We start from the raw sequence: 24,860 nt of genomic DNA, 5'->3' as shown, positions 1-24,860 counted from the left end.
CAATCGATAAAGAAAAAGCCACCAAATTCGCATTTGGTGGCTTTTGAATTTTTATCGGTTAATCGAGATTAACGCGTACCGTAAACAACGATAGTTTTACCGTGAGCAGAAATTAGGTTTTGCTCTTCTAGCATCTTCAAGATACGACCTACAGTCTCACGCGAACAGCCAACAATCTGACCGATCTCTTGACGAGTGATCTTGATTTGCATGCCATCTGGGTGAGTCATCGCATCAGGTTGTTTCGCTAGGTTTAGTAGCGTTTGTGCAATACGGCCAGTAACGTCAAGGAACGCTAAGTCACCAACTTTTTGGCTGGTAACTTGTAGACGGCTTGCCATTTGAGCAGAAAGACGCATCAGGATGTCTGGGTTCACTTGGATAAGTTGACGGAATTTCTTGAAAGAAATCTCTGCAACTTCACAAGGAGATTTTGCACGAACCCATGCAGTACGCTCTTGGTCTTCTTCGAATAGGCCAAGCTCGCCGATAAAGTCGCCTTGGTTTAGGTAAGAAAGAATCATCTCCTTACCTTCTTCGTCTTTGATAAGAACTGCCACAGAACCTTTCACGATGTAGTACAGGGTCTCTGCCTTTTCACCAGCGTGAATCAGAGTACTCTTTGAAGGGTACTTATGAATATGACAGTGTGAAAGGAACCACTCTAATGTTGGATCGGTTTGAGGTTTACCTAGAACCATAATATCTCACTTCCTCTGCAGGGTATGCTTGCCGCTTTCCATATTTTAGCTAAGCCTGAATTTGACTTCTTAGGATAAGAACACTTGTTCTGTGCTGCAAGCTATCTTGTGTTTCGGTTAAGAATAGTATCCTTTTTCAGTCACTATTTCTTGATTTTAATCGTGACCTAGCTACGATTTTTTACGCAAAATTGTGCACATGATCACGGTATGAAAAGTAATCAACCAGAACGCCATTCCGTTAGCCGATTTTTCCCGTTTCAATGAGCTGTTGTAAGATTGGTCTTACAATGAGCTCCATAGCAAAGCTCATTTTCCCGCCAGGCACAACGAGTGTATTGTGACGAGACATAAATGAGCCATCAATCATAGCGAGCAGGTACGGGAAGTCGACGTTTTTGATACCACGCAGACGAATAACTACGAAACTTTCGTCAAGACTAGGGATGCCTTTTGCGTTAAGTGGGTTGGAAGTATCAACAGTCGGTACTCGCTGAAAATTGATATGGGTACGCGAAAACTGTGGAGTGATGTAGTTGAGATAGTCGTCCATTGAACGAACAATGGAATCCATCACCGCTTCACGTGAGTGCCCGCGATCACGTGTATCTCGGACGAATTTTTGAATCCACTCTAGGTTAACGATGGGCACCATGCCAATCAGCAGGTCAACATGTTGCGATACATTGACATCACCATCGACAACCCCACCATGTAGGCCTTCGTAAAACATCACATCAGAGTTTTCTGGGATCTCTTGCCAAGGAGTAAAAGTGCCTGGCATTTGATTGTAAGGTACTGCTTCGTCAAAGGTGTGTAGGTAGCGTCTAACCTGTCCTGTACCTTCATTACCGTATTTGCGGAAAAACTCTTCTAATGCTCCGAAATCGTTGGCTTGCGGACCGAAGTAGCTGATGTGTTTCCCTTGCTCACGCGCTTTGCGGATCTCGACGTCCATCTCTGGTCGAGTGAAGCGGTGAAAACTATCCCCTTCAACCCAAGCAGCCTTCACGTCCATCATATTGAACATTTTTCGGAAGGCTTCTGAGGTAGTGGTGGTACCGGCTCCTGAAGAACCCGTAACCGCAATAATTGGATGTTTAGCGGACATGACAACCCTTGTCGTTAGAATAACTTACTTGTTAGCAATCGTTTTCCACTATAACACGGCTATTTTTTTATGGCAGCCTAGAAGCGTTTTGTGAGTTGGATATCGACGGTTTCGTGCAGTTCAGAAAAAACAATACTCGCTTCCCCAGATTGCAATTGCTGTTTTACTTGGTCGATTTTGGATTGCAGTGAGATCTCAACATCACCGTAGTCGGTGCCTTCTCTGAGCACGAACTCCTTGATGAGGTTTTCTAAAGTTTCAGGGGCGATCTCTTGCCATGGAATGATCATAAATACATCTCTCTTTTATGTTCATGGATATGTTTAAAGGTTACTGAGGTTCAGTGTTTGAATGTTGACCTCAATGTGGCGCTATTATGCCGAATCCTGAATACTTTCATAGTAGGCCGGCAGTGCTTCTTCCAACCAAAATTTAGGGTTGAAGGTGCTACCGGTAATGAAGCCAACGTGTCCACCTTTCTGGAATAGTCGGTAATCAATGTTATCCGGCAGAATGAATTTCGGAATCACATCATCGGTCATGAAAGGATCGTCCTTAGCGTGAATGATCTGCGTAGGTAACTTAATACGATTAAGCTTTGGTAGTGCAGAACATTGCGCGTAGTAATCTTGCGCATTCTTAAAGCCATGCAGAGGCGCAGTGATCAAATCGTCGAACTCATACAACTTCTCGATTTTCTTGATCGTGTTTGCGGTGATGCCTAACTTTTCTGCAAGCAGATTCTCTTTCTTGAGCGCGTTAGATTTAAGTGAGTTCAGCAAATACTGTTTGTAGACCTTAGAGAATCCTTGTTCAATTCGACTTGAGCAACTGGCAAGATCAAATGGCGCTGATACGATCGTTGCTGCAGAGAGTAGCGGATCATCCGCGTACTCAACGAGGTAGTTGGCCAACATGTTACCGCCTAGGGAGATTCCGACCGCCACCTTAGGATTATTAGGGAACTGAGCATGTAAGTTTCTTAGGAAAAAGCGGGCATCTTCCACTTCTCCGGAGTGATACGCACGAGCTAGGCGGTTGGGCTTACCGCTGCAGCCACGAAAATGCATCATTACCGATAACCATCCATCTTCGGCGAAGGCGTTCATAAGACCGTTAGCGTAGGGACTCTCAAAACTGCCTTCAAGACCATGAAAGAGCACGAAAATTGGTTTGCTATCGAGCCCTTCTTTATTCGGATCTTCACTCCAGGCTAAATCGAGAAAGTCATGGTCTGGAGTTTCAAGTGTTTGCCAGTGAGGGTGGAACAGTGCCTGTTTACGAATAAACCTAGGGACCAAAGTCTGAAGGTGGGGGTTAGATAGGCCAGTCGCAGCGGTAAAAATTGTCATAGTAGAGGTTCCATCATTCTCTGGGGTTGAGATATCACTCGTGTTTCTCTTTGAGCTTGGTCTATCTTGACTCGGTGTGCAAGTGGTGAGTGATGAGTGTTGACCAAGAATTGACGCAGCTAATGTATTGAAAAATAAGTATCTAATTATTTACGCTATGCTTTTCGGGTGACAGTGGTTCTGAAAAGAACTCATATAGAGACTCGGCAGAAAGCAAGCGACAGTACTGCAGCACTAGTGGTCTATCTGGGTTTAATGTCAGCGGAAGGCGATTGATACAGTCGACCAGATCCGATTGTTGTTGTTTTTCGAGTTGAAGTTCGAACTGCAGTGCTTCTCGATACAGTGAGTCGACCACGTGAGGTTTGAGGTTTTTACGCAGTTCTCGATAACTGAGCAGTAGGGATTCTGAGCGACTCAAACACCGTTGAATGTTGTGCCACTCAGTATCTTTGAAGGTCAATTTCTGCTCGTCTAACCATTTAAGGAGCAGCAGTAGATTGACGTTACCATGATATTGGTTTTGTAGGGTCAGACATGCATCTTTAACGCCGCGAGCACTGTAATAACTGAGACTAAATTGCCACAGTCTCTCTAGCGTCAGCGTTGTCGGTGCATGCTCTGAACTCATAAGTTTTCCATATCTTGTTCCATCTGCTCAAGCTCTTCTTGAACAGACATCCACTCCATTTCAACCTCTTCCAGTTGAGATTTACTGGTGGCTTGTAGTGCGAGTACTTGATTAAGTTTAGCTTTATTTTCGGCTTCATACAGAGAAGTGTCAGACAATTGCTGTTCAGCTTCCTCTAGATCCGCAGTGAACTTATCCATTTGCTTCTCGAACTGAGTCAGTTTTTTGCGCAGCGGGGCGGTCAGTTTTCTGAATTCTGCCTCACGGCGTTTTTGCTCTTTTTTGGCGGCAGCACTGTTGGTGCCATCTTTGGCTGGTGCTTGCGCCTGTGCCTCTTTACGCTCGATTTTTTGCTGATCAGTGAGCCATTTGTAATAGTCGTTTAGATCACCGTCGAAAGGCGCGACCTGACGGTCATGCACTAGGTATAAATCATCGGTTGTCGCACGCAGTAGGTATCTATCGTGCGATACAATCACCATTGCGCCCTCGAAGGTTTGCAATGCCATGGTGAGTGCTTGGCGCATGTCTAAGTCTAGGTGGTTGGTTGGTTCATCGAGTAGTAATAGATTCGGTTTTTGCCAAACCAGCAGAGCCAGCACCAAGCGCGCTTTTTCTCCACCAGAGAAAGGTGCGACCTTATCCAGCGCTTTATCTCCTTGGAAACCAAAGCTGCCTAAGTAATCACGCAGTTGTTGCTCAGTATGCTTTGGGGCAATCTGCATCATATGTTGCAGTGGCGTCTCTTCTGGATGCAGGGTTTCTAGTTGATGCTGTGCAAAGTAACCAATTTTGACACCTTGCGAGTAGCTAAGCTCACCGGCTTGTTGTTTCAGCTCACCAGAAAGTAGCTTGATCAAGGTCGATTTACCCGCACCGTTGCGACCGAGTAGACCAATGCGGCTACCAGGAACAAGGTTTAAGCGGATCTTCTCGAGGATCAGATTATCGCCGTAGCCTGCGGACACTTCATCCATCATCAAAATAGGATTTGGTAGGGCATCAGGCTCTCTAAATTCGAAACTGAATGGGTTATCAAATTGAGCTGGCAGTACTTGCTCCATCTTTTCGAGTGCCTTGATACGGCTCTGTGCTTGGCGTGCTTTCGATGCTTTGTAGCGGAAGCGGTCGATGTAGCTCTGCATGTGCGCCATCTGCTTCTGTTGCTTCTGATACATCGCTTGTTGCAGGACTAATTTCTGGGCACGTTGGTTTTCGAAAGAAGAGTAGTTACCCGTGTACTCATTGAGTTTCTGGTTCTCAACGTGAACGATTCGGTTGACGATTGGATCTAGGAAGTCCCTATCGTGCGAGATCAGGATAAGTGTGCCAGGGTAGGTTTGCAGCCAGCGTTCTAGCCACATCACAGCATCTAAATCCAAGTGGTTGGTCGGTTCATCGAGTAGCAGTAGGTCACTGCGACACAATAGAGCCTGCGCTAAGTTCAATCGCATACGCCAACCACCGGAAAACTGCGTCAGGTTCCAACTCATTTGGTCTTGGCTGAAGCCTAAACCGTCCAGTAGTTCTGCCGCTCTTGCTTTGATGCTGTAGCCGCCAATGGTTTCTATCTTGCCGTGAATCTCGGCCACCAATGTACCGTTATCGGCTTGCTCTGCTTTAAGCAGTTGCTCTTCTAAACCGCGATATTCACGATCACCATCAATCACATACTCAATTGCGGTTCTCTCGAGTGCTGGTGTCTCTTGTGCTACCCATGCCAGCTCCCAGTGTGCGGGTTTGCTGAAAGATCCGGCATCAATCGATAGCTCATCTTTAATGAGAGCGAACAGTGTGGACTTACCACAACCGTTTTTACCGACTAAACCCACCTTGTCGCCAGGGTGTAGAGTTGCAGATGCTTGGTCAAGCAGAGGTTTACCGCCGCGCAGTAGTTGAATATCCGAGAAAGTAATCATAGAAATCGCAATGAATTAAGAGGTGAACAGACGCCTGCATAGTAGGCGGAAACCAGATAAAAGTCGATCACAATGCAAATTGGGTTATGATGCCAATAACATATTAATAACTTTTGTTAGAATTTTCTTGGCATTGCCACCGTTTGCCCTGTAAGGAATGTTTCAAAGGAATGAGTGATTTGTTATCTACAAATAACACAGTACCCAAGGTCTTGGTGATTTTTGCGCACCCAGAGCCTCAAACCTCTATTGCTAACCAAGTCATGTTGAAAAAAATTGAGTCGCTCGGTCATGTTAAAATTCATGATCTCTATGCGGCCTATCCGGACTTCTTTATTGATGTTCCATCGGAACATGAATTGCTTCTTGAACATGACATCATCGTCTTCCAACACCCTCTGTTTATGTACTCTTGTCCTGCTTTACTCAAAGAGTGGTTTGATCGCGTACTGAGTAAAGGTTTTGCGTTTGGTGAGCAGAGTGCATTGAAAGGCAAGTACTGGCGCAGTGTGATCACGACAGGTGGTAAAGAGGAGGCATTTGGTGCTTCGGGCTATAATAGATATCCACTACAAGAGATCTTGCAACCTTTTGAGTTAACGGCGGCCCTATGTCAAATGCATTGGCTAGAGCCTCTGGTTTTGCATTGGGCGCGAAACGTATCAGACCTGACGCGTTACCAACATGCCGAGTCATACCGCAATTGGTTAAGGGACCCGTTGCAACTTCTTGAAGAGAACCAAGAGGAGGCTCAGTAATGGCATTAACCAATGAATTCCTCCAAAGCAGCGTGATCTTCTTGTCGGCTGCTGTCGTCGCGGTGCCGATTGCTCAGCGTGCTGGTTTAGGCTCGGTTTTAGGTTATCTTTTGGCGGGTGTGGCGATTGGTCCTTGGGGGCTTGGACTTATTAGTGACGTTGAATCGATTCTTCATTTCTCCGAGTTGGGTGTGGTGCTGCTGCTGTTTCTCATTGGCCTCGAACTCAATCCTAAAAAACTTTGGACTATGCGGGGGCCAATATTAGGGCTAGGTGGCGCCCAAGTTGTCATAACAACACTACTTATCACAGCGGTAGCGTGTCTCTTTGGTCTGAACTGGCAAACCAGCTTGGTTATCGGTATGGGTCTAGCACTCTCGTCTACCGCCATTGCGCTGCGCGTTATTGAAGAGCGTGAATTGAGCGGCAAAGAGGCGGGGCAATCGGGTTTTGCTGTATTGCTGTTTCAAGATATTGCGGTAATACCAATGTTGGCGCTGCTGCCATTGCTTGCGGGCAATACCGGTGGTAGTTGGGGCGATATGTTGTGGATGCTTGCTGGAGTGGTGGGGTTGTTGATCGGTGGTCACTTCCTACTGCGCCCTCTGTTTCGTTATGTAGTCTTGAGTGGTGTACGTGAACTGTTTACCGTTGCAGCACTGCTGCTAGTGATTGGTATTGCGGTTATGATGCAGCAGATTGGATTGTCGATGGCACTTGGCACCTTCTTAGCGGGTGTGTTATTGGCTGAGAGTGAATACCGACACGAGTTGGAGATCGCAATTGAGCCGTTTAAAGGACTGCTTCTCGGTCTGTTCTTTATCTCTGTGGGCATGGCAGTAAATCTAGGCCTGCTTGCTGAAAGTCCGTTTGCAATTTTGATAGCGGTATCTGCGCTGGTTGTGATGAAAGGCCTTGTGCTTTATGTACTTGCCCGTATTTTTGGCACACAAGCGAAGGCACGTAGCCGTATGGCGATGATCTTGAGTCAAGGTGGTGAGTTTGCTTTTGTTATTTTTACGGCAGCGAGCGCTCAAGGCATCTTGAGTCTAGAACAGGTCTCATTCCTGCTGGTCGTTGTGAGTCTATCGATGGTCACCACGCCACTGATGCTCAAGCTGCAAGATAAGTTTTTTGCGCGTCAATTGAATCAAATCAGTGAGAATGCGATCTCTTCTGACGTGGTGGATCGCAGCCCTCGCGTGATCATCGCGGGTTTTGGTCGTTTTGGTCAGATCATTGGTCGCTTGATGTATGCCAATAAGATTCGTGTGACTATTCTTGAGAGCGATGCGAGCCAAATCCATATCTTGCGTAAGTTCGGTTATAAAGTCTTTTATGGTGACTCAACGCATTTAGAACTCTTACGTGCAGCGGGCGCTGACAGAGCTGAAGCCATTATCTTGTGTACCGACTCTCCAGACGAAATCATGAAAACCGTCGATTTATGTCGTCAGCATTTTCCGCGCTTAAAAATCTTGGCACGTGCTCGAAGTCGTGTCGAAGCGTACCAACTATTGAACCACGGTGTGACGAACTACTCTCGTGAAACCTTCTTAGGGGCGTTAGACTTAGGTAGACAAGCTCTGACTGAGCTGGGGATGCATCCGTATAAAGCGAAACGTGCTGAGGCGCATTTCCGCAAGCTCGACAACGCTATGTTAAAAGAGCTTCTTCCTCAGCACAGTGAAGATGCTGAATTAGCACAAAGGGCTAAAGAGGCCCGCAAAGAGTTGGAAGAGATTTTTGGGCATGAAATGGAAAATGATCACCAATCTCGAAACTACTGGCAGTAAGCTGCCGATAAAATTATAAGATAACAGCCATAATGAAATGGCACGCATCCAAGTTGTAAAGGATAGATAACGTGAAACAGAAAAAACGCTTTATTGCTGGCGCTAGCTGCCCAAGCTGTAACGCTCAAGATACCCTACGCTGGTGGGTAGAGAACAATATTGAGCTGGTGGAGTGTGTTGATTGCGACTTTACAGAGCAACGTAAACCGAAAACTGTAGAGAAATCTGAACACGCGAATCAAGAAATGATCGGTATTTTTAAGCCGGAATGATTGTGTTTCGTTAATTGATCCCCATAATGTCCCGGTACAGAATTTTTCCTAAGCTCAATTGTTGGAGCTTAGTCCAAACCTCCTTGGAGCTCTCATGAAAATTGAAAAGAACGTAGTAGTTAGTGTTGCATATCAAGTGAAACTTGAAGATGGCGTAGTAGTTGACCAATCAACTGCAGAAGCTCCACTAGATTACCTTCACGGTCATAACAACCTAATCACAGGTCTTGAAAAAGAGCTTGAAGGTAAAGTTGCAGGCGATAAGTTCTCTGCGACAGTTGCACCAGAAGAAGCTTACGGCGAACATAACGATGCACTTGTTCAACGTGTACCAGCAGACGTATTCCAAGGTGTTGAGCAGATCGAAGTGGGTATGCGTTTCCTAGCAGATACAGACCAAGGTCCAATCCCAGTAGAAGTGACTGAAGTTGACGGCGACGAAGTTGTTGTAGACGGCAACCACATGCTAGCTGGCCAAACTCTGACGTTCGATGTTGAAGTGGTAGCGGTTCGTGAAGCGACTGAAGAAGAGATTCAACACGGTCACGTTCACCAAGAAGGCGGCTGTGGCGGTCACGGCCACGACCATGATCACGAAGGCGGTTGCTGTGGTGGCGAAGGTCACGACCATGGTGAAGAGAAAAAAGAAGGCTGCTGCGGTGGCGGTAGCTGCGGTTCTCACTAATCAGTGAACCCAAGCTGAATATAGAAAGCCTCCCTCGTGGAGGCTTTTTCGTATCTACTGTATGGGCGTTTTCGATACGGACTTACTTTGTTGAAGCCGTCTTACGTAGTGACTGTTGGGTCAGACACTTCGGGCTTGGTTGGCCTAAATTATTCGCCTTTATCAGACACAGCTGGGTGAATATGGTATTGGTAAGCAAAATACCCAGACTGATAAATGGAGAGCATCTATGTCACACCCTTTTTCTATCGCGATACATGGTGGTGCGGGGACGATTTTACGAGAGCAGATGAGTGATGAGCTAAAAGCTGGCATTGTCGAAGCGTTAGAAAAGTCCGTATTGGCAGGCCATCAAATTCTACAGTCGGGTGGTGATGCACTGGGTGCGGTAGTGGCTGCGGTTAAAGTGATGGAAGACAGTCCACACTTCAATGCGGGTAAAGGCTCCGTGCTTACGCATGATGAGTTTGTTGAGATGGATGCGTCCGTTATGCATGGTAAAGAGATGGATGCGGGTGCCATTGCTGGCGTGCGCCATATTAAAAACCCGATCGAACTGGCTCGCGATGTGATGCTGAAAAGCGATCACGTATTACTGATTGGTGAAGGGGCAGAGAAGTTTGCCTTTGAACATGACTATACCTTTACTGAGCAAGATTACTTCTTCACCGAGCGCCGCTACGACCAGCTGCAGTCGATGAAAGAGAAAGGTATCTTCGCGTTGTCTGAGGCGAAATACGATGAACAGCAAGACGGCAAATATCCAGACGATAAAAAGTACGGCACGGTAGGTGCTGTGGCATTAGACCAAGCGGGTAACCTCGCTGCAGCGACCAGTACCGGTGGCGTAACGAATAAGAAGTACGGTCGTGTCGGCGACTCACCAATCATAGGTGCAGGAACCATTGCTGAGAATGGCAATGTTGCCGTTTCAACCACAGGAATGGGTGAGTTCTTTCTGCGTAAAATGGTCGCCAGTGACGTGGCGGCGCGCATGCGTTACTTGAAAGAAGATGTACATACGGCTTGTGAACATATCATTCAGGGTGAATTGAAAGAGATGGGCGGAGAAGGTGGCTTAATCGCCATTGATAGCCAAGGTGAGATTCACTTCGGCATGAACAGCTCAGGTATGTATCGTGCGAGTGTTGATGTAGATGGTACCGTAGAAGTGAAAATCTACGCCGATGATTAAACGGACTTATCGGCAGGGTTGAGCATTAACTGACTTATTTAAAACAAAAAGGGTGACCATGAGTCACCCTTTTTGCATTCACAGCAATTCTCACTGCCGATATTTGAGTATCAGTAGTGTGGCGGTGGTGTCTCTTCGGATGCGTCAGCCAGATTTGAGCCGTCGATATTCTTAACCTTACCGACGACATATTTCATTTGGTCTTGCATCTTAGTGATCAGCAATTGTTGTTGGCTCAGTGCTTCATTGAGTTCTTCAATGGTCTGTTCTTGGAAAGCCAGCTGACACTCAAGGTCATTCACTCGGCTCTCTAGTTGTTCAACTAGCTTTTCTGTCATCGTTCTTAATCCACGTTCCAAGCTTGGGCGATGCCCGCTGATGTTCCCGATATTACACGGCTCTGATTATCAAAGGTTGCATCATACACTACCGCACGAGGAGGGCGAGTATCTTTTAACGGCTCCGCTTCGTAGCGAGCGATACGCTTGCCGGTCTGCGTATCCCAAATACTGACTTGGCTTGATGGTGTACCCGTGACGAGCTGCTGACCATCATCAGAGAAGCGAGCGGTTGAGAAGATCAGTTGCCGTGACCAGCTTTGTAGCTCCGCTTGTGGTTCACCTGTTTCAAGATCCCACACTATGGCCTGGTTTCCACCATCGGAGGTAAAAGCCAGTTCACCATCCCGCTGGAGTACGACTCGCACCACGCGCTGCTCGTGCTCGAAGGTACGCAAAACCAGCCCTGTTTCTGTATCCCAAAGGTAGGCTTTGTAGTCGTTGCCACCAGAAAGCGCATAACGGCCATTGGACGAAAGCGAGACGGAATTGACTTTTTCTCGATGAGCAAGGAACTCTAAGCGGCGACCAGTGACTAAGTCCACGTAGATGGCTTTACCGTTTGATAACCCGAGTAGGACTTTCTCGCCGTTACTGGAGATGTCGACATCGCGGATCAATCCGTCAGAGATAGACCAAAGCCCTTCGGCTTGCGTCCAAGTTAGGTCCCAAACGGCAAAGTTCATCTGACTGGCTGTCACCGCATAGCGACCATTGTCCGAGATTTTGATGCGTGTAACGGGCGAGCTCTCTTGGTCTTGTTCTCCAAGTTGGGCGAGTTCTTGATTCTCTGCGAGATCCCACAGTAGCAAGTGTTTCTTCTGAGAATAGAGCAGAGCAAAGCGACCGTCTCTACTTAACGCAAAGCTGGTGGCACCATTGGGTTCAATATCCCAACGTTGATCATTCTGTTGGAAGAAAAAACACCCATTTAACAGAGTGATGACAATTGCATATAGTAACGAGTGAAAAAATATTCGCATCACGTCCAATAATCCGGTTTGTGTCAGAAGACATAGAACTAGTATATTGTTATAACTAACGTATTCACACCAATCTAATCATTAGATTTGTGCACAATAACCAATGGCTTGGCCATTAATTGGAGTATTCAATGAAATCAGTTTTAAAAGTATCACTGCTTGCCGCGACGGTTATGCTAGCAGTTGGTTGTCAGAAAGAAGAACCAAAGGCAGAAGCTCCTCAAGTCGAAGAAGTGAAAGTTGAAGCAGTAAACTTTAAAACAGAAGACGACAAAGCGGCTTACGCGATCGGTGTTTCATTTGCAAACTACCTAAGCACAAGCATTGATAAGCCAAGCGAACTAGGCATCAACCTAAACAAAGAGATGGTACTGAAAGGTATCGAAGATGTATTTGCTGGCAACACTGCACTAAACGAAGACGAGACTCGCTCGGCACTAGAAGCGCTTGATCAGCGCGTCGCAGAAACAATGCAAGCTCAAGCAGCAGAGAAATCAGCAGCAACTAAGAAAGCCGGTGATGACTTCCGTGCTGAGTTTGAGAAAACAGAAGGCGTTCAAAAAACTGACTCTGGTCTACTATACCAAGTCATGACACCGGCAGAAGGTGAGTCTCCGAAAGATACTGACACGGTACAAGTCCACTACAAAGGCACGCTAACCGACGGTACTCAGTTTGATAGTTCGTACGATCGTGGCGAACCAGCAACATTCCCGCTAAACCGTGTAATCCCAGGCTGGACTGAAGGCGTACAGCTAATGCAAGTGGGTTCTAAGTACAAATTCGTTATTCCGCCAGAGCTAGCGTACGGTGAGCAAGACACACCGACAATCCCTGCGAACTCAACGCTGGTATTTGAAGTTGAGCTACTGAAGATTGATAACGCAGAAGAAACAGCTGCACAATAATCGTTTCACAAAGCGTTCTAAGGCCTAACTCAGTTAGGCCTTTTTTTATGCTGTCATTTTGAGTAATTGGTTTTTTAACTTGTTCTAAATCACTAGTTGTAATGTTAGCTAGGTGTGCAATTAAAAATTTCTGATAAACTTACATAAATTTGTTGATTTTTCACACGAAGGTAAGGAATTAAGTGACTACTACAGAAACAGTCAATGCGGATGTGTTACTTGAAATGGAATCAGTCAATGTCATGCCATTCAGTGAACACGATAAAATCATTCTAAGATCTTATGAAGCCGTTGTGGATGGCATCGCAAGTCTTATTGGTCCGTTTTGTGAAATCGTTTTGCACTCGCTAGAAGATCTCAATACTTCTGCGATAAAAATTGCCAACGGTGAGAATACCGGGCGTCAGGTTGGTTCTCCAATCACCGATTTAGCGTTGAAGATGCTCAAAGATATTGAAGGCTCTAAGCGTAACTTCTCGCGTTCATACTTTACGCGCGCAAAGGGTGGCGTGCTAATGAAGTCGATTACGGTAGCTATCCGTAATGGCGACGACCGAGTTATCGGCCTGCTTTGTATCAACGTCAATCTTGATGCTCCGTTCTCACAAGTACTGCAATCTTTCATGCCAACGCAAGATGCAGATGAAGCGGCGTCTTCAGTGAATTTCGCGAGTGATGTTGAAGAGCTGGTAGACCAAACCGTAGAGCGCACAATCGAAGAGATCAATGCAGACAAGTCGGTATCGAACAACACTAAGAACCGTCAGATCGTGATGGAGCTTTACGACAAAGGCATCTTTGATATTAAAGATGCGATTAACCGCGTTGCCGAGCGCCTAAACATCTCCAAACATACGGTTTACCTGTATATCCGTCAGCGCAAAACAGAGGATGATGAGAGTTGAGTTCAAGCCTAACGTATACCTTGTTAGTTAATGGGCCAATCTACGGCTCCCAATCTGCAAAAAATGCCTACCAGTTTGCGCTTGCTTTGCTAGAGAGAGGGCACCAACTAAAGAGTGTCTTCTTTTATCAAGATGGGGTGAGCAATGGCTCAGCGTTAACTGTACCAGCGAATGATGAATTCGATCTTGTTGGAGCATGGCAAAAACTGGCATCACAACATGAAGTTCGCCTAGAAACTTGCGTAGCAGCAGCGCTACGTCGAGGCGTGGTCAGTCAAGACGAAGCGAATCAACATCAGCTTGAAAATCACAATTTGGCAGAGGGTTTTGAGCAAGCGGGGCTAGGCAGTCTTGCAGAGGCGATGTTGACTCAAGATAGGGTAGTACAGTTTTGAAGAAGTTAGGGTACGTATTTAACAGCTTTCCTCATAGCACAGCATCGGGCAGAGAAGGCCTTGACGCACTGCTGGCGGCATCCGCTTATACCGAAGAAATTTCGGTGTTCTTCGTCGGTAATGGCGTCACACAATTGCTTGAACAACAGCAGCCAGGTGAGTCTTTGTCTCGCGATTACATTGCGGCGTTTAAGTTGATGGAGCTCTACGATATAGAGCAGGTTTACGTGTGTGAACAGAGCTTACAGCGCTTTGGGTTATCGAGTGAGCAACTCGTTATCGATACACAAACACTGGCACCAAGCGCTATGGCGCAGCAATTTGCCCAATGCGACCAGATACTCACATTTTAAAGGTTTAATATGCTGCACATCATTAAGACGATCGAAAAGCTCAAGCTCGCGCTCGCCTATCGCCAACCGGGTGAACACTTACTGTTAATGGAAGATGCGGTTTACGCAATATTGCCAAGCCACGAGCTTACGCAGACGTTAATGGATATCGAAGATATGTCTGTGCTCGAGCCCGATCTTAACAGCCGTGGTTTGCAAAATCTGGTGTCGAAATCACTAACAAAAGTGGATTACTCGGGCTTCGTTGCGCTCACCGAACAGCACCAACAATCCATCACTTGGTAAGTCTTTACCGCTTTCATTGACCAAATAGAGCATCCTTAGCTCTAGATGGCTAAAAAAGATCTGTATATTTCTTGACACACATCCCACTGCTGAATAGAATTTTGCGTCCCTAATTGCCATGTGTAGTTAGGGATAGATTTTTCACAAAGCTTACTTTCAAGTAAATTTCAGGAGCTAGTTAATGGCAACTATTAACCAGTTGGTACGTAAGCCTCGTGCAAAGCAAGTTGTTAAAAGCAACGTGCCTGCACTAGAAGCGTGTCCACAAAAACGTGGTGTATGTACTCGTGTTTACACTACTACACCTAAAAAACCTAACTCGGCACTACGTAAAGTATGTCGTGTACGTCTAACTAACGGTTTCGAAGTAACTTCGTACATCGGCGGTGAAGGTCACAACCTTCAAGAGCACAGTGTTGTTCTAATCCGTGGCGGTCGTGTAAAAGACCTTCCGGGTGTTCGTTACCACACAGTTCGCGGCGCACTAGACTGTGCTGGCGTTAACGACCGTAAGCAAGGTCGTTCTAAGTACGGTGTTAAGCGTCCAAAATCTTAATGGTATCCGTTAAGTAAGGCCAAACACTAAATTAATTTTAATTTTTGAAGAAACTGAAAAGTTTTGGATAACCTGAAGAAGACAACGGAGAAAATCCATGCCACGTCGTCGCGTCATCGGTCAGCGTAAGATCCTTCCAGATCCAAAGTTCAAATCTGAACTGCTGGCAAAATTCGTTAACATCCTTATGGTTGACGGTAAGAAATCTACTGCAGAAAAAATCGTTTACACTGCACTAGATGCAATGGCTGAGAAATCTGGTAAAGATCACTTAGCTGTATTTGAAGAAGCTCTTGAAAATGTTCGCCCAGCGGTAGAGGTTAAATCTCGTCGTGTAGGTGGTTCAACTTACCAAGTACCTGTAGAAGTTCGTCCGGTTCGCCGTAACGCACTTGCTATGCGTTGGGTAGTTGAAGCTGCGCGCAAGCGTGGTGAAAAATCTATGGCTCAACGCCTAGCAGCTGAAATGCTAGACGCGTCTGAGAACAAAGGTACTGCGGTTAAGAAACGTGAAGACGTTCACCGCATGGCTGACGCAAACAAAGCGTTCGCACATTACCGTTGGTAATACCTTTTCAGTGCTGCAAGGTTCCTTGCAGCACTTCTTTAGTTCCTATGCGTATGCTAGGAACTATTGCTATTTCTAGAGGGATGCTTTTTTAGTAACTCATTTGGGCATAGCAATAGTCCCTAAGTCTCTAAGTAAAGAGGATTCAACCGTGGCTCGTAAAACTCCTATTGAGCGCTACCGCAATATCGGTATTGTTGCTCACGTAGATGCAGGTAAAACAACCACAAGTGAACGTATTCTGTTCTATACCGGTCTTTCCCATAAAATCGGCGAAGTTCACGATGGTGCAGCAACCATGGACTGGATGGAGCAAGAGCAAGAACGTGGTATCACAATCACTTCAGCAGCAACTACTACGTTTTGGCGTGGTATGGAAGCTCAATTCCCAGATCACCGTATCAACATCATCGACACCCCTGGACACGTTGACTTCACGATTGAAGTAGAACGTTCTCTACGTGTACTTGATGGTGCAGTTGTTGTGTTCTGTGGTTCATCTGGTGTTGAACCTCAATCAGAGACAGTATGGCGTCAAGCTGACAAATACCAAGTTCCACGTATGGTTTTCGTTAACAAAATGGACCGTACAGGCGCAGACTTCCTGCGTGTCATTGAACAGATCAAGGATCGCCTAGGCGCGACACCTGTTCCAATTCAATTGAACATTGGTGCTGAAGAGAACTTCCAAGGCGTTGTCGATCTTATCAAGATGAAGGCAATCAACTGGAACGAAGCTGACCAAGGCATGACGTTCACATACGAAGACATTCCTGCAGACATGCAAGAAATGGCTGAAGAGTACCGTACAGAACTTATTGAAGCTGCGGCTGAAGCCTCTGAAGAACTGATGGACAAATACCTTGAAGAAGGTGAGCTATCAGAAGAAGAGATCAAACAAGGTCTTCGTACTCGTACCCTTAACAATGAAATCGTACTAGCAACTTGTGGTAGTGCATTCAAAAACAAAGGTGTACAAGCTGTTCTTGATGCTGTGGTTGATTTCCTTCCTTCTCCAGTCGATGTACCGGCAATCAAAGGTATCGATGAAGACGAGAACGAAGTAGAGCGCCACGCAGATGATAACGAACCGTTCTCTGCACTTGCCTTCAAGATCGCAAGCGACCCATTCGTTGGCACTTTGACTTTCATTCGTGTTTATTCGGGTGTAGTTGAAAGCGGTAAAACGGCTTACAACTCAGTGAAGAAACAACGTGAACGCCTAGGGCGCATTGTACAAATGCACTCAAACAAGCGTGAAGAAGTAAAAGAAGTTCGAGCTGGTGACATCGCAGCGATCATCGGCCTAAAAGAAGTGACGACGGGTGAAACCCTGTGTGACCAGAACCATAAGATTATTCTTGAGCGCATGGAGTTCCCAGACCCAGTTATCCAGATCGTTGTAGAGCCAAGCTCACAAGCCGATCAAGATAAAATGACGATCGCTCTAGCTAAACTAGCAGCAGAAGACCCATCGTTCCGCGTTGATATGGACGACGAAACAGGCCAGACACTGATTTCTGGTATGGGTGAACTACACTTAGATATCATCGTTGATCGTATGAAGCGCGAATTTAGCGTGAACTGCAACGTTGGTAACCCGCAAGTGGCTTACCGTGAAACAATTCGTGGTACAGCGAAAGCGGAAGGTAAATTTATCCGTGAACACGGTGGTAAAGGTCAGTACGGTCACGTATGGCTGAAACTTGAACCATCAGAAGTTGGCGAAGGCTTTGTCTTCGTGGATGAAATTGCCGATGGTACAGTGCCTAAAGAGTTTATCGCTTCAGTTGCTAAAGGCGTTGAAGAGCAGATGAACAATGGTGTGCTTGCTGGCTATCCTGTTTTGGATATCAAAGCTACACTATACGATGGTTCTTACCATGAAACAGATTCAAGTGAGATGGCGTTTACAATCGCTGCCTCTATGGCTTTCAGAACGGGTGCACTTGAAGCGCAACCAGTTTTGCTTGAGCCTATGATGAAAGTTGAAGTAACTACTCCAGAAGACTGGATGGGTGACGTTGTTGGCGATATTAACCGTCGTCGCGGCATCATCGAAGGTATGGACGAGGGTACAGCTGGCCTGAAGATAATTCGTGCACAAGTTCCGTTGTCTGTCATGTTCGGTTACTCAACTGATTTACGTTCTGCGACACAAGGTCGTGCTTCTTACTCGATGGAGTTTAGTGAGTACGCTGAAGTGCCAAACAATGTTGCAAAAGCAATCATTGCAGAGCGTGGTTAAACAAAAGGGATGCATTTTTTTCATTTTTTGAAAGATCTAATGCGTCCAAATATTGCGCTAACGAGAGTTGGCGCATAAAATAGCAATTTCTGGCGCGTCTCGACCAATAATGGTCGTGGCGAATCATAACTAGGAAGGAACACGATCGTGTCTAAAGAAAAATTTGAACGTACGAAACCGCACGTAAACGTTGGTACTATCGGCCACGTTGACCACGGTAAAACAACTCTAACTGCTGCTATCTGTACTACACTTGCAAAAGTGTACGGTGGTGAAGCGAAAGACTTCGCATCTATCGATAACGCTCCAGAAGAGCGTGAGCGCGGTATCACAATCGCAACTTCTCACGTTGAGTACGACACTCCAACACGTCACTACGCACACGTAGACTGTCCAGGACACGCGGATTATGTTAAAAACATGATCACTGGTGCTGCACAAATGGACGGCGGTATCCTAGTTGTTGCTGCGACTGACGGCCCAATGCCTCAAACTCGTGAGCACATCCTACTTGGTCGTCAAGTTGGTATCCCTTACATCATCGTATTCATGAACAAATGTGACATGGTAGATGACGAAGAGCTACTAGAACTAGTAGAAATGGAAGTTCGTGAACTTCTTTCTGAGTACGAATTCCCAGGTGATGACCTACCAGTAATCCAAGGTTCAGCTCTTGGCGCACTAAACGGCGAGAAGCAATGGGAAGACAAGATCGTTGAGCTAGCAGAAGCTCTAGATTCTTACATCCCAGAGCCAGAGCGTGCAGTAGACCAACCGTTCCTACTACCAATCGAAGACGTATTCTCGATCCAAGGTCGTGGTACTGTTGTAACTGGTCGTATCGAGCGTGGTATCCTACGTGTAGGTGACGAAGTAGAAATCGTTGGTATCAAAGAAACAACAATGACTACTTGTACTGGTGTTGAGATGTTCCGTAAGCTTCTTGACGAAGGTCGTGCAGGTGAGAACGTTGGTGCACTTCTACGTGGTACTAAGCGTGACGAAGTTGAACGTGGTCAAGTACTAGCAGCTAAAGGCTCTATCAACCCACACACTAAGTTCGAGTCTGAAGTATACGTACTTTCTAAAGACGAAGGCGGCCGTCACACACCTTTCTTCAAAGGTTACCGTCCACAGTTCTACTTCCGTACAACTGACGTAACAGGCGACATCACTCTACCAGAAGGCGTAGAAATGGTAATGCCAGGTGACAACGTTCAAATGACTGTTGAGCTAATCGCTCCAATCGCAATGGACGAAGGCCTACGTTTCGCTATCCGTGAAGGTGGCCGTACTGTAGGTGCTGGTGTTGTAGCTAAAATCTTCGCTTAATAACGAATGATTTTGCTCTCTCTTCATTAGAAGAGGCGCATCATAAAAAGGGAGGCTTCGGCTTCCCTTTTTTATTTACCAAAAATGACAAGTGGTTATAAAAAAATATTGAAAGACGTTATTGATGCATACGACTAACCTCAAACAATACAACTACTTAGCATAATGTAGCTTTAACCCTGTATAGCTAAGTGTTCCCGCCTGTAAAAATTCGATTTTTCTATAACAAAACGGTCTAACAGTTAAAATAGATAATACTGGTAATAAGAATGATTGCTGTTTATATTTAGTTCAAGTTAGACGTTTAGGTTTTAATATGTACGTGTGTTTATGCCATGGGGTATCGGATAAAAAAATCCGAAAACTCGTTGTCGAAGAGGGCATTACCGATATAAAAGGAATTAAGAAATGTACGGCACTCGGCAGTCAATGCGGAAAGTGTGTACGTTCAGCAAAAGAAATCATCAACGAAAGCGCCGCTACACTGTTTAAGCAAGTTGGTTAGTTACTTAAAACTCAACCAAGCTTTTTGACACTTCTCGATTTGGTTCTACAGTTAAATGAACCGAAGAGGAGAGTGTGCTCATGAAAGGCGATCCAATCATAATTCAACATCTCAATAAAATCCTTGGTAACGAGTTGGTTGCCATTAATCAATATTTCCTTCATGCGCGAATGTATAAAGACTGGGGTCTAAAGCATTTGGCTGATAAGGAGTACCATGAATCTATCGATGAGATGAAACATGCCGACCACCTGATAGAACGGATCTTATTTCTTGAAGGGCTACCCAATCTGCAAGATCTAGGCAAACTCAAAATAGGGGAAGATACACAAGAGATGCTAGAGTGCGATCTTGCATTGGAGATGGAGGCAATTCCCGATCTGAAAAATGCCATCGCTTATGCGGAAGATATCCATGATTATGTATCACGGGATCTGTTTCTCGAGATATTGGAAGATGAAGAAGAGCATGTCGATTGGTTAGAAACTCAACTCGGCCTTATCAAAATGACAGGAATCCAAAATTACCTTCAAGCACAATATGTCGATGAAGACGAAGGCTAAAAAATATCGATAACAAGGGTAGCTGCTCAGACGCATCCTAGTGGCTACCTTGCATTTCTTTTTCAGGCGGTAGGGCACTACCAAGGACTAGAAATCCTCCAATCACCCCTCTCAATAGATTCTGCGATTATTTTTCAAACACAGCTTGCAAGTTAAAGTGTGATCTGTATAATGCACCGCACTGGCTTAAGCTGGTTGTGAACCAATGAGCACTGAGGAGTAGGCTTTGCCTAGTAATGTATACTCAGCTTATGTTCGCGGTTAATAAAAATAGTGAGTTTATCTTACTTCAAAAGTTAACTGACAATGTGTCCTGATTTTGGATACTACGGTTTCACATAAATCAATCGGCATTCTCTCGTCTTTTCGAGTTTGAGTGGCGATATTGTTTGTGTAATTTTTAATAATTGGAGCTCTGTCTCATGCAGAACCAACGTATTCGTATCCGCCTAAAAGCTTTCGATTACAAGCTAATCGACGCTTCTACTGCGGAAATCGTTGAAACAGCAAAACGTACTGGCGCACAGGTTCGTGGTCCTATCCCACTACCTACTCGTAAAGAGCGTTTCACTGTTCTTATCTCTCCACACGTCAACAAAGATGCACGTGACCAGTACGAAATCCGTACTCACAAGCGTTTGATCGACATCGTTGAGCCAACAGATAAAACTGTTGATGCTCTAATGCGTCTTGATCTTGCTGCTGGCGTTGATGTTCAAATCAGCCTAGGTTAAGGGAGATAAGAATAATGATTGGTCTAGTCGGACGTAAAGTGGGTATGACCCGCGTATTTACTGAAGAAGGCGTTTCTATCCCAGTAACTGTTGTTGAGGTTGAAGCGAACCGTATTTCTCAAGTTAAAACTCTAGAGAACGACGGCTACGCAGCAATCCAAGTAACTACTGGTGCTAAGAAAGCTAACCGTGTAACTAAGCCTGAAGCTGGTCACTTCGCGAAAGCGGGTGTTGAAGCAGGCCGCGGTCTTTGGGAATTCCGTTTAGAAAACGGCGAAGAGTTTGAAGTTGGCGCTGAGCTAAACGTAGAACTTTTCAACGAAATTAAAAAAGTAGACGTTACTGGTACATCTAAAGGTAAAGGCTTCCAAGGCGCAGTTAAGCGTTGGAACTTCTCTACTCAAGATATGACTCACGGTAACTCTTTGTCTCACCGTGCACCGGGTTCAATTGGCCAATGTCAAACTCCAGGTCGCGTGTTTAAAGGCAAGAAAATGGCAGGTCACATGGGTGCTGAGCGTGTAACGACTCAAAACCTAGAGATCGTACGTGTTGACGCTGAGCGCAATCTGCTTCTTATTAAAGGTGCAGTACCAGGCTCAACAGGCGGCAACGTGATCGTAAAACCTGCTGTTAAAGCATAACGTCTAGGAGTAAGTAATGGAATTGATGGTTAAAGGTGCTGATGCACTAACTGTTTCCGAGACTACTTTCGGACGTGACTTCAACGAAGCTCTTGTACACCAAGTAGTTGTTGCATACGCAGCAGGTGCTCGTCAAGGTACTCGTGCTCAAAAGACTCGTTCTGAAGTATCTGGCGGTGGCGCTAAGCCATGGCGTCAAAAAGGTACTGGCCGCGCACGTGCTGGTACAATTCGTAGCCCAATCTGGCGTACAGGTGGTGTTACTTTTGCTGCGAAACCTCAAGATCACAGCCAAAAAGTAAACAAGAAAATGTACCGCGGTGCTATGAAGAGCATTCTTTCTGAGCTTGTTCGTCAAGAACGTCTAATCGTTGTTGATAACTTCTCAGTAGAAGCACCAAAAACAAAAGAACTTGTAGCTAAGCTTAAAGAGCTTGAGCTAAGCGACGTTCTGATTGTTACTGGCGAAGTAGATGAAAATCTATTCTTAGCTGCTCGTAACCTTTACAAAGTTGACGCACGTGACGTTGCTGGTATCGACCCAGTATCTCTAATTGCGTTTGACAAGGTTCTAATGACTGCTGACGCAGTTAAGCAAGTTGAGGAGTCGCTAGCATGATCACTGAAGAGCGTATCTTAAAAGTTCTACGTGCTCCGCACATCTCTGAAAAAGCAACTATGGCAGCTGAGAAAGCGAACACTATCGTTTTCAAAGTAGCTAAAGATGCGACTAAAAAAGAGATCAAAGCAGCTGTAGAAAAGCTATTTGAAGTTGAAGTTAAGTCTGTAAATACTCTTGTTCTTAAGGGTAAGACCAAACGTCAAGGTATGCGTGAAGGCCGTCGTTCAGACGTTAAGAAAGCCTACGTTACTTTGAAAGAAGGTCAAGATCTTGACTTCGTTGGCGGCGCGGAATAACAGGAGTAGTTAAAAATGGCTATTGTTAAATGTAAGCCGACTTCCCCTGGTCGTCGTCACGTCGTTAAAGTTGTTAACGCTGACCTACACAAGGGTAAGCCATACGCACCACTTCTAGAGAAAAACTCTAAGAACGGTGGTCGTAACAACAACGGTCGTATCACAGTACGTCACATCGGCGGTGGTCACAAGCACCACTACCGTGTAATTGACTTCAAACGTACTAAAGACGGTATCCCAGCGAAAGTTGAGCGTCTAGAATACGATCCAAACCGTAGCGCTAACATCGCTCTAGTTCTGTACGCAGACGGTGAGCGTCGTTACATCATTGCACCAAAAGGTGTTAACGCAGGTGACCAGATCCAATCTGGTGTAGATGCGCCAATCAAAGCAGGTAACACTCTGCCGATGCGCAACATCCCAGTAGGTTCTACTGTACACTGTGTTGAACTTAAGCCTGGTAAAGGTGCTCAACTAGCTCGTTCGGCTGGTGCTTATGCTCAAATCGTTGCTCGCGACGGTGCATACGTAACTATCCGTCTACGTTCTGGTGAAATGCGCAAAGTACTTTCTGAAGGTCGTGCAACGATCGGTGAAGTTGGTAACTCTGAGCATATGCTACGTGAACTTGGTAAAGCTGGTGCTTCACGCTGGCGCGGCGTACGTCCAACCGTACGTGGTGTAGTAATGAACCCGGTTGATCACCCACACGGTGGTGGTGAAGGCCGCACATCTGGTGGTCGTCACCCAGTTTCTCCTTGGGGCGTTCCTACTAAGGGCTTCAAGACTCGTAAGAACAAGCGCACTGACAAGTACATCGTACGTCGTCGTAACAAGTAATCTATATAAAGAGGAATCGCCATGCCACGTTCTCTCAAGAAAGGTCCTTTTATTGACCTACACTTGCTGAAGAAGGTAGAGAAAGCGGTGGAAAGCGGAGACAAAAAGCCTATTAAGACTTGGTCCCGTCGCTCAATGATCATCCCAACAATGATTGGTTTGACCATCGCTGTCCATAATGGTCGTCAGCACGTTCCAGTTTTCGTTACCGAAGAAATGATCGGTCACAAACTGGGTGAATTTGCACCAACTCGTACTTATCGCGGTCACGCTGCAGATAAGAAAGCTAAGAAGAAGTAAGGAGTAGATGATGGAAGCTTTAGCTAAACATAACTTTGCTCGTATTTCTCCACAGAAAGCTCGCTTAGTTGCAGACCAAATTCGCGGTAAGTCGGTAGACCAAGCTCTAGAAATTCTAACTTTCAGCAACAAAAAAGCTGCTGTTCTAGTTAAGAAAGTTCTAGAGTCAGCTATCGCAAACGCGGAGCATAACGAAGGTGCAGATATCGACGATCTAAATGTCGCTAAAATCTTCGTAGATGAGGGCCCTATCATGAAGCGTATTATGCCTCGTGCTAAAGGCCGTGCGGATCGTATCTTGAAGCGTTCAAGCCACATCACTGTTGTTGTAGCAGATCGCTAGAGACTAGGAGAGTAAGCAATGGGTCAGAAAGTACATCCTAATGGTATTCGTCTTGGCATCGTTAAGCCTTGGAATGCTACATGGTTTGCTAACACCAAAGATTTCGCTGACAACCTAGACGGCGACTTCAAGGTACGTCAGTTCCTTACTAAGGAACTACAAAAAGCATCACTATCTCGTATCGTTATCGAGCGTCCAGCTAAGAGCATCCGTGTGACAATTCACACAGCTCGTCCTGGCGTTGTTATCGGTAAGAAAGGTGAAGACGTTGAGAAGCTACGCGCAGCTGTAGCTAAAATCGCAGGTGTACCAGCGCAGATTAACATCGCTGAAGTACGTAAGCCTGAGCTAGATGGTCAGCTAGTAGCTGATAGCATCGCGTCTCAACTAGAGCGTCGTGTTATGTTCCGTCGTGCTATGAAGCGCGCAGTACAAAACGCAATGCGTCTAGGCGCTAAAGGTATCAAAGTGGAAGTAAGCGGTCGTCTAGGCGGCGCTGAAATCGCACGTTCTGAGTGGTACCGTGAAGGCCGTGTGCCTCTACACACTCTACGTGCAGACATTGATTACGCAACTTCTTCGGCTCACACTCAATACGGTGTGATCGGCATTAAAGTTTGGATCTTCAAAGGTGAGATTCTAGGCGGTATGCCAGCTGCTAACGCAGTAGAGCCTAAAGGCGATAAGCCTAAGAAGCAGCGTAAAGGCCGTAAGTAAGGAGT

The 24,860-nt window shown here is 45.8% G+C and carries 32 protein-coding genes; 24 read left to right on the top strand and 8 right to left on the bottom strand.

The window, feature by feature from the left end; all coding sequences use genetic code 11:
- Positions 1-68: 68 nt before the first annotated feature.
- From crp to AC6I7V_RS12540, 6 genes are all read right to left on the bottom strand, one after another.
- Entirely contained in the window at positions 69-701 is a 633-nt protein-coding gene (crp, locus tag AC6I7V_RS12565) for a cAMP-activated global transcriptional regulator CRP (RefSeq protein ID WP_004410522.1), read from the bottom strand.
- Between the two features lie 241 nt (positions 702-942).
- On the bottom strand, positions 943-1,812 hold the full coding sequence (locus AC6I7V_RS12560) for a phosphoribulokinase (protein WP_255229773.1): 870 nt from the start codon (positions 1,810-1,812) through the stop codon (positions 943-945).
- 77 nt (positions 1,813-1,889) lie between these two features.
- On the bottom strand, positions 1,890-2,102 hold the full coding sequence (locus AC6I7V_RS12555) for a YheU family protein (protein ID WP_255229774.1): 213 nt from the start codon (positions 2,100-2,102) through the stop codon (positions 1,890-1,892).
- Positions 2,103-2,186: 84 nt separating this feature from the next.
- Complete coding sequence (locus tag AC6I7V_RS12550; protein WP_255229775.1) at positions 2,187-3,164, bottom strand: hydrolase; 978 nt, start codon at positions 3,162-3,164, stop codon at positions 2,187-2,189.
- 142 nt (positions 3,165-3,306) lie between these two features.
- A complete protein-coding gene (locus tag AC6I7V_RS12545; protein WP_498010967.1) occupies positions 3,307-3,795 on the bottom strand; it encodes a TIGR02444 family protein in 489 nt (162 codons plus the stop codon).
- Positions 3,792-5,714, bottom strand: coding sequence for an ABC transporter ATP-binding protein (locus AC6I7V_RS12540; protein ID WP_032550032.1), 1,923 nt, complete (start codon positions 5,712-5,714; stop codon positions 3,792-3,794). The genes AC6I7V_RS12545 and AC6I7V_RS12540 overlap by 4 nt, the downstream gene beginning before the upstream one ends.
- A 170-nt stretch (positions 5,715-5,884) precedes the next feature.
- Here AC6I7V_RS12540 and kefG point away from each other — a divergent pair, with 170 nt between their 5' ends.
- The 5 genes from kefG to AC6I7V_RS12515 all read left to right on the top strand — a co-directional run bounded on the left by kefG (position 5,885) and on the right by AC6I7V_RS12515 (position 10,420).
- Positions 5,885-6,472: a glutathione-regulated potassium-efflux system ancillary protein KefG gene (gene kefG / locus AC6I7V_RS12535; protein WP_498010966.1), complete on the top strand. Its 588-nt coding sequence runs from the start codon at positions 5,885-5,887 to the stop codon at positions 6,470-6,472.
- On the top strand, positions 6,472-8,268 hold the full coding sequence (gene kefB / locus AC6I7V_RS12530) for a glutathione-regulated potassium-efflux system protein KefB (protein ID WP_261882172.1): 1,797 nt from the start codon (positions 6,472-6,474) through the stop codon (positions 8,266-8,268). Before kefG ends, kefB begins: the two co-directional genes overlap by 1 nt.
- Positions 8,269-8,339: 71 nt before the next feature.
- Positions 8,340-8,540, top strand: coding sequence for a YheV family putative zinc ribbon protein (locus AC6I7V_RS12525; RefSeq protein ID WP_255229779.1), 201 nt, complete (start codon positions 8,340-8,342; stop codon positions 8,538-8,540).
- A gap of 94 nt (positions 8,541-8,634) precedes the next feature.
- Positions 8,635-9,225 carry a peptidylprolyl isomerase gene (gene slyD, locus AC6I7V_RS12520; protein ID WP_498010965.1) on the top strand — a complete coding sequence of 197 codons (591 nt, stop codon included), beginning with the start codon at positions 8,635-8,637 and terminating at the stop codon, positions 9,223-9,225.
- A 229-nt stretch (positions 9,226-9,454) separates the two neighbouring features.
- Entirely contained in the window at positions 9,455-10,420 is a 966-nt protein-coding gene (locus AC6I7V_RS12515) for an isoaspartyl peptidase/L-asparaginase family protein (RefSeq protein WP_255229781.1), read from the top strand.
- Between the two features lie 110 nt (positions 10,421-10,530).
- On the opposite strand, the gene AC6I7V_RS12510 is transcribed toward AC6I7V_RS12515, so the two are convergent.
- On the bottom strand, positions 10,531-10,758 hold the full coding sequence (locus AC6I7V_RS12510; protein WP_032550040.1) for a SlyX family protein: 228 nt from the start codon (positions 10,756-10,758) through the stop codon (positions 10,531-10,533).
- A 5-nt stretch (positions 10,759-10,763) separates the two neighbouring features.
- Complete coding sequence (locus AC6I7V_RS12505) at positions 10,764-11,741, bottom strand: WD40 repeat domain-containing protein (RefSeq protein ID WP_498010964.1); 978 nt, start codon at positions 11,739-11,741, stop codon at positions 10,764-10,766.
- 131 nt (positions 11,742-11,872) lie between these two features.
- On the opposite strand from AC6I7V_RS12505, the gene fkpA reads away from it, so the two are divergent.
- The 19 genes from fkpA (at position 11,873) to rpsC (ending at position 24,855) form a co-directional block, all read left to right on the top strand.
- A complete protein-coding gene (gene fkpA / locus AC6I7V_RS12500; protein ID WP_498010963.1) occupies positions 11,873-12,649 on the top strand; it encodes an FKBP-type peptidyl-prolyl cis-trans isomerase in 777 nt (258 codons plus the stop codon).
- 182 nt (positions 12,650-12,831) lie between these two features.
- Positions 12,832-13,554 (top strand): helix-turn-helix transcriptional regulator, encoded by a 723-nt coding sequence (locus AC6I7V_RS12495; protein ID WP_032550043.1) that lies wholly within the window; start codon positions 12,832-12,834, stop codon positions 13,552-13,554.
- Positions 13,551-13,949, top strand: coding sequence for a sulfurtransferase complex subunit TusD (tusD, locus tag AC6I7V_RS12490; RefSeq protein ID WP_261882169.1), 399 nt, complete (start codon positions 13,551-13,553; stop codon positions 13,947-13,949). The genes AC6I7V_RS12495 and tusD overlap by 4 nt, the downstream gene beginning before the upstream one ends.
- Complete coding sequence (gene tusC, locus AC6I7V_RS12485) at positions 13,946-14,302, top strand: sulfurtransferase complex subunit TusC (RefSeq protein ID WP_255229785.1); 357 nt, start codon at positions 13,946-13,948, stop codon at positions 14,300-14,302. Before tusD ends, tusC begins: the two co-directional genes overlap by 4 nt.
- A gap of 9 nt (positions 14,303-14,311) precedes the next feature.
- Positions 14,312-14,587 (top strand): sulfurtransferase complex subunit TusB, encoded by a 276-nt coding sequence (gene tusB / locus AC6I7V_RS12480; RefSeq protein ID WP_255229787.1) that lies wholly within the window; start codon positions 14,312-14,314, stop codon positions 14,585-14,587.
- 181 nt (positions 14,588-14,768) lie between these two features.
- Positions 14,769-15,143: a 30S ribosomal protein S12 gene (gene rpsL, locus AC6I7V_RS12475; RefSeq protein ID WP_004399892.1), complete on the top strand. Its 375-nt coding sequence runs from the start codon at positions 14,769-14,771 to the stop codon at positions 15,141-15,143.
- 97 nt (positions 15,144-15,240) lie between these two features.
- A complete protein-coding gene (gene rpsG, locus AC6I7V_RS12470) occupies positions 15,241-15,711 on the top strand; it encodes a 30S ribosomal protein S7 (RefSeq protein WP_004737195.1) in 471 nt (156 codons plus the stop codon).
- 151 nt (positions 15,712-15,862) lie between these two features.
- Entirely contained in the window at positions 15,863-17,959 is a 2,097-nt protein-coding gene (fusA, locus tag AC6I7V_RS12465) for an elongation factor G (RefSeq protein ID WP_261882167.1), read from the top strand.
- 147 nt (positions 17,960-18,106) lie between these two features.
- Positions 18,107-19,291, top strand: coding sequence for an elongation factor Tu (gene tuf / locus AC6I7V_RS12460; protein ID WP_255229664.1), 1,185 nt, complete (start codon positions 18,107-18,109; stop codon positions 19,289-19,291).
- A 316-nt stretch (positions 19,292-19,607) separates the two neighbouring features.
- Positions 19,608-19,796 carry a (2Fe-2S)-binding protein gene (locus AC6I7V_RS12455; protein WP_255229792.1) on the top strand — a complete coding sequence of 63 codons (189 nt, stop codon included), beginning with the start codon at positions 19,608-19,610 and terminating at the stop codon, positions 19,794-19,796.
- Between the two features lie 80 nt (positions 19,797-19,876).
- The gene (bfr, locus tag AC6I7V_RS12450; protein WP_255229793.1) at positions 19,877-20,359 is read left to right on the top strand and encodes a bacterioferritin; all 483 of its coding nucleotides are present in this window, start codon (positions 19,877-19,879) and stop codon (positions 20,357-20,359) included.
- A gap of 422 nt (positions 20,360-20,781) precedes the next feature.
- Positions 20,782-21,093 carry a 30S ribosomal protein S10 gene (gene rpsJ, locus AC6I7V_RS12445; protein ID WP_001181007.1) on the top strand — a complete coding sequence of 104 codons (312 nt, stop codon included), beginning with the start codon at positions 20,782-20,784 and terminating at the stop codon, positions 21,091-21,093.
- 14 nt (positions 21,094-21,107) lie between these two features.
- Positions 21,108-21,737 carry a 50S ribosomal protein L3 gene (rplC, locus tag AC6I7V_RS12440; protein WP_004738804.1) on the top strand — a complete coding sequence of 210 codons (630 nt, stop codon included), beginning with the start codon at positions 21,108-21,110 and terminating at the stop codon, positions 21,735-21,737.
- A gap of 16 nt (positions 21,738-21,753) precedes the next feature.
- Positions 21,754-22,356, top strand: coding sequence for a 50S ribosomal protein L4 (gene rplD / locus AC6I7V_RS12435; RefSeq protein ID WP_032553334.1), 603 nt, complete (start codon positions 21,754-21,756; stop codon positions 22,354-22,356).
- The gene (gene rplW / locus AC6I7V_RS12430) at positions 22,353-22,655 is read left to right on the top strand and encodes a 50S ribosomal protein L23 (RefSeq protein ID WP_004736765.1); all 303 of its coding nucleotides are present in this window, start codon (positions 22,353-22,355) and stop codon (positions 22,653-22,655) included. Before rplD ends, rplW begins: the two co-directional genes overlap by 4 nt.
- A gap of 15 nt (positions 22,656-22,670) precedes the next feature.
- Positions 22,671-23,495: a 50S ribosomal protein L2 gene (gene rplB / locus AC6I7V_RS12425; RefSeq protein ID WP_032553333.1), complete on the top strand. Its 825-nt coding sequence runs from the start codon at positions 22,671-22,673 to the stop codon at positions 23,493-23,495.
- Positions 23,496-23,516: 21 nt separating this feature from the next.
- Positions 23,517-23,795, top strand: coding sequence for a 30S ribosomal protein S19 (rpsS, locus tag AC6I7V_RS12420; RefSeq protein WP_004736729.1), 279 nt, complete (start codon positions 23,517-23,519; stop codon positions 23,793-23,795).
- A 10-nt stretch (positions 23,796-23,805) separates the two neighbouring features.
- Complete coding sequence (gene rplV, locus AC6I7V_RS12415; RefSeq protein WP_032553332.1) at positions 23,806-24,138, top strand: 50S ribosomal protein L22; 333 nt, start codon at positions 23,806-23,808, stop codon at positions 24,136-24,138.
- Positions 24,139-24,156: 18 nt separating this feature from the next.
- Positions 24,157-24,855 (top strand): 30S ribosomal protein S3, encoded by a 699-nt coding sequence (gene rpsC, locus AC6I7V_RS12410; RefSeq protein ID WP_004738797.1) that lies wholly within the window; start codon positions 24,157-24,159, stop codon positions 24,853-24,855.
- The last annotated feature ends 5 nt before the right edge of the window (positions 24,856-24,860 follow it).

This window comes from Vibrio sp. KUL70, from assembly GCF_059725515.1.
Note: the sequence above shows the minus strand (reverse complement) of the source record. Positions and strands in the feature narration are given on the sequence as shown.